Source organism: Mesorhizobium sp. 1B3 (assembly GCF_050958605.1).
GTDB lineage: Bacteria > Pseudomonadota > Alphaproteobacteria > Rhizobiales > Rhizobiaceae.
This window is the reverse complement of sequence record NZ_JBJHDO010000001.1, coordinates 493,885-505,765: the sequence shown is the minus strand read 5'-3', so window position 1 is coordinate 505,765 and position 11,881 is coordinate 493,885. Positions and strand designations below refer to the sequence as shown.

10 protein-coding genes are annotated in these 11,881 nt (G+C 60.7%); 7 read left to right on the top strand and 3 right to left on the bottom strand.

Going from position 1 to position 11,881, the window contains the following annotated elements:
• Positions 1 to 9 precede the first annotated feature (9 nt).
• The 3 genes from ACCO56_RS02340 to ACCO56_RS02330 form a co-directional block, all read right to left on the bottom strand.
• Entirely contained in the window at positions 10 to 384 is a 375-nt protein-coding gene (locus ACCO56_RS02340; RefSeq protein WP_433637230.1) for a DUF4870 family protein, read from the bottom strand.
• A 14-nt stretch (positions 385 to 398) separates the two neighbouring features.
• On the bottom strand, positions 399 to 1,634 hold the full coding sequence (gene glcE / locus ACCO56_RS02335; RefSeq protein ID WP_433637227.1) for a glycolate oxidase subunit GlcE: 1,236 nt from the start codon (positions 1,632 to 1,634) through the stop codon (positions 399 to 401).
• A gap of 318 nt (positions 1,635 to 1,952) precedes the next feature.
• A complete protein-coding gene (locus ACCO56_RS02330; RefSeq protein WP_433637225.1) occupies positions 1,953 to 3,449 on the bottom strand; it encodes an FAD-linked oxidase C-terminal domain-containing protein in 1,497 nt (498 codons plus the stop codon).
• A gap of 183 nt (positions 3,450 to 3,632) precedes the next feature.
• Here ACCO56_RS02330 and ACCO56_RS02325 point away from each other — a divergent pair, with 183 nt between their 5' ends.
• The 7 genes from ACCO56_RS02325 to ACCO56_RS02295 all read left to right on the top strand — a co-directional run bounded on the left by ACCO56_RS02325 (position 3,633) and on the right by ACCO56_RS02295 (position 11,863).
• Positions 3,633 to 4,406: an FCD domain-containing protein gene (locus ACCO56_RS02325; RefSeq protein WP_433637223.1), complete on the top strand. Its 774-nt coding sequence runs from the start codon at positions 3,633 to 3,635 to the stop codon at positions 4,404 to 4,406.
• A gap of 38 nt (positions 4,407 to 4,444) precedes the next feature.
• A complete protein-coding gene (locus ACCO56_RS02320; protein ID WP_433637221.1) occupies positions 4,445 to 5,242 on the top strand; it encodes a (Fe-S)-binding protein in 798 nt (265 codons plus the stop codon).
• A gap of 24 nt (positions 5,243 to 5,266) precedes the next feature.
• Positions 5,267 to 6,400 carry an alpha-hydroxy acid oxidase gene (locus ACCO56_RS02315; RefSeq protein WP_433637219.1) on the top strand — a complete coding sequence of 378 codons (1,134 nt, stop codon included), beginning with the start codon at positions 5,267 to 5,269 and terminating at the stop codon, positions 6,398 to 6,400.
• A gap of 33 nt (positions 6,401 to 6,433) precedes the next feature.
• Entirely contained in the window at positions 6,434 to 7,171 is a 738-nt protein-coding gene (locus ACCO56_RS02310; RefSeq protein ID WP_433637218.1) for a metallophosphoesterase, read from the top strand.
• Positions 7,172 to 7,617: 446 nt separating this feature from the next.
• Positions 7,618 to 8,280: a hypothetical protein gene (locus tag ACCO56_RS02305; RefSeq protein ID WP_433637217.1), complete on the top strand. Its 663-nt coding sequence runs from the start codon at positions 7,618 to 7,620 to the stop codon at positions 8,278 to 8,280.
• Between the two features lie 7 nt (positions 8,281 to 8,287).
• The gene (locus ACCO56_RS02300) at positions 8,288 to 11,350 is read left to right on the top strand and encodes an OmpA family protein (protein ID WP_433637215.1); all 3,063 of its coding nucleotides are present in this window, start codon (positions 8,288 to 8,290) and stop codon (positions 11,348 to 11,350) included.
• Positions 11,351 to 11,368: 18 nt separating this feature from the next.
• Positions 11,369 to 11,863 carry a Rab family GTPase gene (locus ACCO56_RS02295; protein ID WP_433637212.1) on the top strand — a complete coding sequence of 165 codons (495 nt, stop codon included), beginning with the start codon at positions 11,369 to 11,371 and terminating at the stop codon, positions 11,861 to 11,863.
• The last annotated feature ends 18 nt before the right edge of the window (positions 11,864 to 11,881 follow it).

The following is an 11,881-nucleotide window of genomic DNA, read 5'->3' as shown; positions in this document are numbered from 1 at the left end:
TTACAGCTCCTAGATAAGCCAGCTTTCCGGATTTTTGATCGGTTCGCCGCGCCCGGCTGCCTGGAGCCCGATGATGCAGCGGACGATGAACCAGACCGCCGTTGCGAACAAGAGCAGGAAGCCTATCGCCGCGAGCATCAGGATGAAGGAGACGACGACATAGGCGATGCCGATCCAGAAGGTGCGGATCGCCCATGTGTAGTGCGTCTCCACCCAACCTCCCGCCTTGCCGCGATTGACATAGGCGATGACGACGCCGACCAATGCGCTGACGCCGATAACCAGACCGGCGAGGTAAAGGACATAGATCACTTGAACATTGGTCGCGCCTGGCTCCAGCCACCGGTCGGTCTGGCGCGGTGCTCGCGGTTGCGGATCGCTCATCGTCTCCTCCTCGACTAACTCTGGGCGACTTTAGCAGACTGCGCCTCCGCGGCCATGCGACCGGGGTTGAATATGCCCTTGGGGTCAAATTGCTCCTTCAATCGGGCTGAAAGCGCTGCGAGGCCCGGCTGCTGCGGCTGGAATATAGACACTGCGGCGCGCCAGGCGGGAGAGGCCCGCACCAGCGTGGCGTGGCCACCGCCGAGCTTCCGGATGAGACGGCGCAGCGTTTCCGCTTCCGGATCCCCTTCCATGCGCAACCAAACCAAACCGCCCTGCCAGTCGTAAAAGGCCTCAGCCGCCGCCTCCATGCGTAAAGCCAGCGCCAGTTTCGCAGCTTCCGAGGGTGCAACCGACACCCGCCAGACAGGCTTCTCGGTCCCATCGGCGAAGGGCACGCAATCGCGGATGTCGCGCCACAGGAGACGTGCCCGGTCGGCTTCGATCCGGTCGATCTGGCCGGCCCTGCCCAGAAGCTCCATCAGGCTCTCGACGCGATAGGTCACGGACGGTCCGAAACCTTCGACGCGCAGCAGCGTCGCCGCATCGCCGCCCAAGGCGCCGCCGAGCACGCGCTGCGCCACGCCTTCCGGCAAATGCGCCGCGCTGGAGACCTCCGCGCTCGATCCCATAGCCAGCGCCATGACGGCAATCGCAACGTCGTCGACAAGGCCACGGATCGCCAGCGTCATCTCCGTTTCTGCCGCGGGCAGCACCTTGAATGTCAGCTCCGTGACGGCGGCGAGCGTGCCCCAGGAGCCGGCAAGTCCTTTGGAGAGGTCGTATCCGGTTACGTTCTTCACCACCCGGCCGCCCGACTTGAAGGCCTCGCCTCGTCCCGAAACGGCGTGGACGCCCAGGATATGGTCTCTTGCCGCACCGGCCTTGAGCCGGCGCGGCCCGGAAAGATTGGCCGCCAGCACGCCGCCGATCGTTCCCCTGCCGGCGGTGCCGCCGAGCAGGGGCCCATAATCCATCGGCTCGAAAGCGAGTTGCTGACCGTTTCGAGCGAGCAGCTCTTCGATCTCGGCGAGCGGTGTTCCCGCGCGCGCCGAAAGCACGAGTTCCTCCGGTTCATAGAGCGTGACGCCGACGAGGCCCGAGAGATCGAGCATGTGCTCAGTTTGCTGCGGGCGGCCGATGTTTCGCTTGGAGCCATGTCCGACGATCTCAAGAGGGGCTTCTTGCTCCAGCGCCCATTGGACGACGGAAAGGACTTCGTCGGAAGTTGAGGGGGTGAAGGTGGTCATTGCAGCGCGGACGGAGCGATCCGTGCAGATACACATGGCCGGTACAGGTCCCCCTCTCCGTCTCGGCTTCGCCGAGCCACCTCTCCCCCACTATCGTGAGGGAGAGGAATCGCCGGCCGCATGCTCGGCGCCTTTCCTCTTCCCCACAAGGTGGGGGAGAGGTGGCTCGGCGAAGCCGAGACGGAGAGGGGGACCTGCCAAGCGATGAGGAAAGACATTTCCAGACGTGTGGATGCCGTATCGTCATCAGACAGACGTCCGGCAGGACAGAGGGGGGCGCGAAAGAGCGTCGTCATAACCGTCGAACCCTGCACGATCTCAAAACCTCGGAATGTCGGGAAATGGAATCTGCCCGCGATGGATGTGCATGCGGCCGAGTTCGGCGCAACGGCGAAGCTGCGGGAAGACCTTGCCGGGATTGAGCAGATGGTTGGGATCGAAGGCGCATTTGACCCGCATCTGTTGGTCGAGGTCGATCGGCGAGAACATCTCCGGCATGAGGTCGCGCTTCTCGACGCCGACCCCGTGTTCGCCGGTCAGCACCCCGCCGACCTCGACGCAGAGGCGCAATATGTCGGCGCCGAAGGCTTCCGCCTTTTCCAGCTCGCCGGGGACGTTGGCGTCATAAAGGATCAGCGGGTGGAGGTTGCCGTCACCGGCATGGAAAACGTTGGCGACCCGCAAGCCATAGTGATCGGAGAGCTCTCGCATGCCGTGGAGAACCCGCGGCAATTCCTTGCGCGGGATCGTGCCGTCCATGCAATAATAATCCGGCGAGATACGTCCCACCGCCGGAAAGGCCGCCTTGCGGCCTGCCCAGAACGCGAGCCGCTCCTGCTCCGACTGCGAGATGCGGCACGTCGTGGAGCCATTCTTCAAGGCGATCGCCTCGACCGCGCTGATCAGATGATTGACCTCGACGGCAGGCCCGTCGAGCTCGACGATCAGCAGCGCCTCGCAGGCAAGCGGATAGCCGGCCTGGACGAAATCCTCGGCGGCATGGATCGCCGGCCGGTCCATCATCTCCATGCCTCCAGGGATGATTCCCGCCCCGATGATGTCGGCCACGCATTGCCCGGCCTGCTCGCTCGTCGGGAAGCCGATCAGCAAGGCCCGTGCATTCTCGGGCTTCCTGAGGATGCGAACGGTCACTTCGGTGACCACGCCAAGCAGGCCCTCCGAGCCCGTCATGACGCCGAGCAGGTCATACCCCTCGGCGTCGAGATGCTTGCCGCCCAGACGGACCACCTCGCCATCCATCAGGACCATCTCGATGCCCAGCAGGTTGTTGGCGGTGAGACCGTATTTCAGGCAATGGACGCCGCCCGAATTCTCCGCGACATTGCCGCCGATCGAACAGGCTATCTGCGAAGAAGGGTCGGGTGCATAATAGAAACCCTCCTGCTCGACCGCGGCCGTGATGCCGAGATTGGTCACGCCGGGCTGCGCCACCACGGCGCGATTCGGGAAGTCGATCTCCAGGATGCGGTTGAAACGGCTCATCACCAGCAACACGGCGTCTTCGAGCGGCAGCGCGCCGCCTGAGAGGGAGGTGCCGGAGCCGCGCGGCACGACGCGAATGTTGCGGTCGTTGCAATATTTCAGGATACGCGACACCTGCGCCACCGTTTCCGGCAGGACCACGCAGAGCGGTAATTGCCGATAAGCAGTGAGGCCATCGCTTTCGAAGGCGCGCATGGCGTTGACCGCGTCGACCACGCCCTCGCCCGGCACGATAATGCGCATGTCGGCAACAATCTCGTCGCGGCGCGCCAACGTAGCGGCGTCGGGCGTCGGCATGGCGAGACCGGTCATGCGGCATTCCTCCTTCCGCGTTGGTGGTAACAATCCTTTACCAGCTAGTCCGAGGCGCGGCAAACGGATTGCCGTCGAAAATGGAACTCGCCACTCGCCGGAAACCCGAAGTGGCTAAAATAATTGACCATTCTGCGGAGGTAAGATTATCTTTGCTACGATCACCATACCAACGGCATTCCATTGGGCGAAATCTTCTCCAGGATCGAACATTCACGGACCTCCGACGAGGCGGTCCAGCAGATCGAGAGCCTCATCCTCGAGGGTGTGCTGCGGGACGGCGATCGGCTGCCCGGCGAACGCGAGCTTGCCCGCCAGCTCGACATATCGCGACCCATCCTGCGCGACGCGCTCAAAGCGCTCGAGGCACGCGGATTGATCGCTACCCGGCATGGCGGCGGCACCTATGTCGCAGACGTTACAGGGCAGATCTTCACACCTCCGGTCATGGAGCTGATCGCCTCGCACCCGAAGGCGGTTGCCGATTACCTGGACTACCGGCGCGATATCGAAGGCATAGCCGCCGAACATGCCGCCCGGCGCGCAACCGACGACGACCGCGAAATGCTCGCGCAGATCATGGACAGGATGGCCGCCGCTCACGAGCGTGGCGACGCAGCCGAAGAGGCCGCGATGGATGTCGAATTCCATAGCGCCGTCGGCGAATGCGCGCACAACATCATCCTTCTCCACACGCTGCGTTCCTGCTATCGGCTGCTGTCCGACGGCATCCTGCGCAATCGCACCATGATCTACGACCTGCCCGGCGTTCGCGAATCGATATTCGATCAGCACCGTTCGATTCATTTCGCGATAGCGACGGGCGAACCCGCGGGCGCGCGGGCGGCTGCGGTCGCTCACATCGACTTCGTCAGGAATGCTCTTGCCGAAGCGGAGCGGACCGGCGATTGGCGGCGCGTGTCCCGTTTGCGGCTGAAACAGAGAACGGCGGACTGAGCTTGTACGTGGATTTGGAAAGCGATGCTGGAACGCCGGTGAGGGCAGAAGCAAAACCGAAGATCGGCTTGTTCGTCACCTGTCTCGTCGATCTTTTCCGACCGAGCATCGGATATGCCGCGGCAAGGCTGATCGAATCGACGGGCTGCAGCGTCGAGGCGCCGATGGCGCAGGGCTGCTGCGGGCGGCCGGCCCTGAGCTCGGGCGATCGGGCGGAAGCGAGAGCGGCAGCAGAGGCCGCCATCACGGCGTTCGAAGACTACGACCATGTCGTGGCGCCGTCCGGCGCTTGTGCCGGCATGCTTCGCAAACACTATCCCGCTCTGTTCGACGGCGACGCCGCATGGGAGCGGCGCGCCGGCGACTTCGCGTCCAAGGTCCATGAGCTCGCGGCCTTTCTCGTCGAAATGGGAGGCATCCGCTCCTACGCCGCTGGCCGCGGTCGGACAGCTACCTATCATGATGCCTGCTCGGGGCTGCGCGATCTCGGCGTGATGGCGCAGCCTCGCGCGCTGCTGTCATCGATCGAGGGGCTGACCTTGATCGAGATGCCTGAAGCGGATGCCTGCTGCGGTTTTGGCGATGGGCTGTGCGCGAAATATCCGAGCGCTTCCCGCTCGATCGCGTCACGCAAGGCAGCCAATATCGAGGCCTCCGGCGCCGACATGCTGCTTGGCGGGGAACTCGGCTGCCTGATGGCCATGGCGGGCAAGCTGAAGCGCGCCGGCTCGGCCATGGAAGTTCGCCACGTCGCCGAAGTGCTTGCCGGCATGGAGGACGACCCGCCCATCGGAGGTCCCCGTTCTCCGTCCCCTTCCCTTCGCCAAACCACCTGACGTTTTCGAACCCCTGGGAAACCAATGACCACGATCCTCGAAATCAACGACCTGAAGGAACTGGCGCAGCGACGCGTACCGAAGATGTTCTTCGACTATGCCAATTCGGGCGCCTGGACCGAAAGCACTTACCGGGCGAATGAAGCGGACTTCGCGAAGATAAAGCTGCGCCAGCGCGTGCTGGTCGACATGACGGACCGAACGCTCGAAACGACGATGATCGGACAAAAGGTATCGATGCCGGTGGCGCTCGCTCCGACCGGCCTGACCGGGATGCAGCATGCCGACGGCGAGATCCTCGCCGCGCAGGCGGCGGAAGAATTCGGCATTCCCTTCACCTTGTCGACGATGAGCATCTGCTCCATCGAGGATGTCGCCGCCGCGACCACAAAGCCGTTCTGGTTCCAGCTCTACGTCATGCGCGACCGGGATTTCGTCCTGAGCCTGATCGATCGGGCGAAAACGGCCGGCTGCTCGGCCCTGGTGCTGACGCTCGATCTGCAGATCCTCGGTCAACGCCACAAGGACCTGCGCAACGGCCTCTCCGCCCCTCCGAAATTCACGCCCAAGCACATCTACCAGATGGCCACTCGGCCGGGCTGGTGCTTCGGCATGCTCGGCACCAAGCGCAGGAGCTTCGGCAACATCGTCGGTCACGCCAAAGGTGTCGGCGATCTCTCATCGCTCGCTTCCTGGACCAACGAGCAGTTCGACCCGCGGCTCTCCTGGAAGGACGTCGCCTGGATCAGGGAAAAATGGGGTGGCAAGCTGATCCTGAAGGGCATCCTCGACAAGGAGGACGCGGCGATGGCGGCAGAGACCGGCGCCGATGCCATCGTGGTCTCCAACCATGGCGGCCGCCAGCTCGACGGCGCCCCCTCGTCCATCGCGGCGTTGCCGGGCATCGCCGATGTCGTAGGCGACAAGATCGAAATCCATCTCGATGGCGGCATTCGCTCCGGCCAGGACGTCCTCAAGGCACTCTGCCTCGGAGCGCAGGGGACCTATATCGGGCGGCCCTTTCTCTACGGCCTCGGCGCGCTCGGTAAGCCGGGTGTGACGAAGGCCTTGGAGATCATCCGCAACGAGCTCGACATCACCATGGCGCTGTGCGGCAAGCGTGACATCAAGGACGCCGGACCACACCTATTGTACTGAATTGTTGAACAAGACGGGATCGACGGACGAAGCTTGAGCGGTATTCACTTCCTGGACGCAAGGGGCCCCGACGGCACGCGACTCTATGCCATCGGCGACGTGCATGGACGCCGCGACCTGCTGGCCGAAATGCACGCCCGGATCCGGGCAGAACTCATCCGCGATCGCCCCGCGGACTGGCGGATCATCCACCTCGGCGACTATGTCGATCGCGGCCCCGATTCCAAGGGCGTGCTCGACGTGTTGATCGCGGCGAAGGAAGCCGACAGCCGCGTGCTGATGCTGGCGGGAAACCACGACATCGGTTTCCTGGAATTCCTGGCACATCCGACCCCGAAGGGGCTGTTCGCGCTTTTCGGCGGGCCGGAGACAGCCCGTTCCTACGGCATCGAGCTCGATCTTGCCGATCCGAAGCGATTTCGTGAGAGTTCGGAAGAGCTTGTCCGGACAGTACCGCCCGCGCATGTCGCACTGCTGCGAGCGCTCGATTTCTCGTGCACGTTCGGTCATTTCTTCTTCTGTCATGCAGGCATACGTCCCGGCGTCCCGCTCGGCGAGCAGGAGCGGATGGACTTGATCTGGATTCGCGATGCCTTTCTCGATTGGCCGCATCTCCATCCGAGAGTGATCGTGCACGGCCATACGCCCGCGCCCGAGCCGGAGGTGATGCCCAACCGGGTGAATGTCGATACCGGCGCCTACAAGACGGGCAGGCTCACGGCCCTCGTCATCGAAGGGGCGGAAAAGCGTCTTCTCAACGTCAGCGACTAGAGCGAAGGAAAAACCATCCGAACCTCCGCGTATGTGCATCGGTGCCTGCCGCAGTGACCGGCCGCAGCGGCCGAGCGCCCATAATGATCTTGAGCGGCACCTTGAGATAAAAGCAGCCTGCTCCGGACGTCTGGATTTTCTCGAAGCAGAGTCTTGCGGCAGCGTGGAAGCGCTGTGGCTCGATCGCTGCACAACCGCGACATATTTGCTCCTCTTAAGGTTGTTATCGTATCGTTGCTCTTAAACGAAATGCTAATCAAATGATCCATTCGATTTAGATTTATCGCATTACGATATACTGCTTATGGTTTACAGTAAGACATTCCTATGTTTTCTTTTATGAAATAGGTTCTCTGCTTGCTGGCCGGCTTCTTTGCTGCCATTCTTATCGGCGCCTTAGGTTTCCGGGAGCAGTTGTTCAACCATCAAACGAAGGGGGCATATGGATGGCCAAGGAATCTTCGAATGCCGCTTCTTCAACAAGTAAAGCGGACTCAAACCCGATAATCGACCCAAACGCAGGATTGGCTTTTATGGCGTCGCAAGCTCGAGAAAATGCGGCTCCCAACGACCCTGTAGGCGTCGACAAGATACGCGATCTCCTGTTCGGCAACCAGATGCAGGACTATGATCGCCGCTTCTCCAAATTAGAGGAACGTTTCTTGCAGCGCTTCAAGGATGTTGAATCCGAGACCAAGCGCAATCTCGAAATGTATGAGTCAAATGCCAAGAAACAGGTCGAATCACTAGCAGCGCAACTGCGGAATGAAAAAGATGCGCGAGCAGAGGCCGACAAGGAGATTGATCGTAATCTCCGCGAACAAAACCAGGCGCTTGAAAAGCAAGTTCGCGCGCTGTCGGACCAGTTGAGCGAACTTGAACGCGAAGTCTCGGATCGGATAAATCGAAGCGATCATTTGCTGCGCGAGGAGATCAAGCAAAAGAACGAAAGCATACAGCTGATGTTGGAAAAGATGTTTTCCGACCTCAGCAACGTCAAGACAGACAGAAATCTGTTAGCCGGTTTATTTGTCGAAGTTGCGAAATGCCTCAACCAGGATTCTGGGGGCAGCAAGAGCAATTCGGACCGGGTTTGGAAAACGAGTTGATCCGGATTTGACGTCGACCGTCGACCCAATCAACCTTCTTCAACGAGCTGCTTCGAACGATACTGGGATAGATCGAGAAGCGCTGGCTCGCCTTTTGGTCGAAATTGCCCGGAATGTGGATCCGGATTATCGCGTCAGTTTCCGCGAAGCTCCAACCGCCGACCCTCGCATGGAAATCTTGCGCCAGTTGCTGGTCGGGCGCGAGATCTCGGAGCTTTCACGGATCGTGCATCTGCTCGACGAACCCGAGCAACTCGCAGCGGCCGTGGGGAACGTTCTTCCGAGCGCGACCGCACAGGCCTCTCATGTGCAACTCAGCGAAGTTCTCACGCCAGTTGTCGAGGGGGCTACTCGACGATCCGTTCAGAAGAACCCGCACACGCTGACGGACATACTGTATCCGCTCCTTCTTCCGGCCATCCGCAAGTCGATCGCAGAGAAAATCGACGCGACTTTTCAGTCCCTCAATGAATCTCTGAAGTATATATTTACGGTGCGAGGATTGAAATGGCGGCTCGAATCCTGGAGAACAGGCACAAGCTTCGCGGAAGTTGTTCTTAAGCATTCTCTCGTCTACCGCGTTGAGCACGCGTTTCTCATCCACCGCCTTTCCGGGCTTTTGATTAGTCATGTGGCCGCCGAGAACGCGACGAGCGAGGATCCACAACTCATTTCCTCGATGCTCAGTGCGATTCAAGATTTTGTAAAAGATTCATTCGACGAGAAAGAACAAGAGGGCCTCGACACAATTCGCTTCGGAGAACTTCGCCTGTGGTCGGAACCGGGACCGGTTGCCACCTTGGCCGTGGTGATTAGGGGAAACCCGCCGGAGGAATTGCACGAAATACTAAGCGACTTGTTGCTTCGTATCCATGCGGAATATGCGGAGGCTTTAGAGCAATACGATGGAGACAGCTCTAAGCTCATCGGTATAGAAACGCAGTTGCAGACCTGCGTTGACCTTAAGCAGGAAGACGCAAATCAGGGATTTCCCTGGCTCCTACTTGTTGCTGTCTTGCTGGTTTTGACTTCGGCAGGCGGTTGGCTCTTTTTTTCATGGCAGTCCTCGCAACGCTGGCAAGCCTATGTCTCGCGACTGGAGAGCCAACCGGGAATCATCGTCACCGAACAAAGGATGTCGGGCAGGCAATTCTATGTTGCCGGGCTAAGGGATCCGCTTGCTGCCGATCCGCAGACTCTGTTGTCCGGAACGCAAGTCGATCCCGCTCGCGTTCACTCACGCTGGCAATTCTATCAGAGCCTTCAGCCCGAATTCGTGCTGAAGCGCCTGACGGCGTCGTTGGGGCCGCCGCCGTCGGTGCGACTTTCGATCGCCGACCATGGCATCGTTGCCGAGGGAAATGCTCCCGCCGCCTGGATTGACCGGGCGCGTGCTGCGGCCCAGCAGCTTTCGGCGGGCGGACCATTTCTGGATGTCAGGGTCCGTGAGGTCGATCCCGAAAAGCTAGCCGAGAGGCATTGGCAAGACTATGTATCCCGCCTGGAGACCCAGCCGGGAATCGTCGTTGGAGAACAACGCGCCCACGATGGGCAATTCTACATCGCCGGCCTGAGAGACCCCCTTGCGGTTGATCCGCTGTCTCTGTTGTCGGGAACGCAGGTCGACCCCGCCCGCATCCATTCAAATTGGCAATATTATCAGAGCCTTCAGCCCGAATTCGTGTTGAAGCGCCTGACGGCGTCGCTGGCGCCGCCGAAATCGATACGACTGTCGATCGTCGAAAATCGTATCCTTGCCGAGGGCGAGGCACCTGCCGCCTGGATCGACAGCGCTCGGGCTGCGGCTCAGCAACTTTCGGCGGGCGGACCGGCTCTCGATATCTCCAGGGTTCGCGAGGTGGATCCGCAAAAAATCGATGCAGAGCGCTGGCAAGCCTATGTGTCCCGCCTGGAGACCGAACCCGGCATCATCATTGGAGAACAAAAGGTGCGTGACGGGCAATTCTACATTGCCGGTCTGAGAGATCCGCTTGCCGCCGACCCGCAGGCCCTGTTGTCCGGAACGGAGATCGAGCCCGCCCGCGTTCATTCAAATTGGCAGTTCTATGAGAGCCTCCAGCCCGAGTTTGTGCTGAAGCGCCTGATTGCGTCGCTAGCGCCATCTAAGTCGATACGCCTGTCGATCGCCGACAATCGCATCGTCGCGGAGGGCGAGGCTCCTGCCGCCTGGATTGACCGGGCCCGTGCCGCGGCTCAACAACTTCCGGCAGGTGGACCGTTGCTCGACATCTCCAAGGTCCGGGAGGTGGATCCGCAAAAGCTCGATGAGGAGCGCTGGCATGCCTATGTCTCGCAACTGGAGGGCCAACCGGGAATCGTCGTCACCGAACAAAAGGTGCAACAGGAACAATTTTATATTACCGGCTTGAGAGATCCGCTGGCCGCCGACCCCCAGGCCTTGTTGGCCGGAACACAGGTCGATCCCGCCCGCGTCCACTCACACTGGCAATTCTATGAGAGCTTCCAGCCCGAATTCGTGATGAAGCGCCTGATTGCCTCCCTGGCGCCGCCGAAGTCGGTACGATTTTCAATCGTCGACAATCGCATCGTCGCCGAGGGTGACGCTCCTGCCACGTGGATTGCCCGGGCACGCGCCGCCGCCCAACGGCTTTCCGCGGACGGACTGACTGTGGAAGTCGAAAAGCTGCGTGATATCAGCCTCGGGACACTAAACCGCTTTAAAGACGCTATCCAGGCGATCGATATTTTCTTCGATTCCGGCAAAGCCGTACCTGGAACGACCCAGATGCCGGTTCTCGACGAGTTGGCGGGCGATCTTAAAGAGCTCAGTGAGGTTGCCCGTGAGGCGGGCGTTACGGCGCGATTCATGTTGACCGGTCATTCGGATGCAACCGGCCGTGAAACGGCCAACCTCTCGCTCAGCCTTGCACGTGCCGAGACGGTCCGTGCACTTCTCAAGAAGCGCGGCGTCGATCCGGAACTGCTCTCCGTTCGCGGTGCGGGCACCTTCGAGCCAGCGGAAAGCGACGACGGCCTGGTCGGAAAGTCCGCCAACCGCAGGGTCAAGGTCACGGTAAGCTTCGAATAATCCGGGCGGGAGGCGAGCATGTTGCAGAAGAAGATATGCATGCTAGGGGGATTCAGTGTCGGAAAGACAAGTCTGGTCCGCAGGTTCGTCCAAAGCATCTTTTCTGAAACCTACATGACGACGGTGGGGGTGAAGATCGACAAGAAAAATGTCGAGCTCCCGGATAAAACCGTGAATCTGATTTTGTGGGATTTGGCGGGCGAAGACGATATCGGCTCGTTCCGCGTCAGCTATGTGCGTGGCGCGACCGGGCTCGTCCTTGTCGCCGATGGAACCCGCCCAGCAACCCTCGGGGTCGCGCTAACCCTCCGTGAACGGGCCGAGTCGGAATTCGGTACCATGCCGGTCGTACTCCTGTTCAATAAGTCCGACCTGGCCGATCAATGGGCGATATCGGACGTAGAGATGAATGAATTGAAGACGAACGGATGGCAGATCTACTTAACAAGTGCGCTTACAGGGGACTGTGTCGATGATGCATTTCATCGTTTGGCCGAGATGGTCGCCCACTAAAGCGGGTCGCCGAAAATC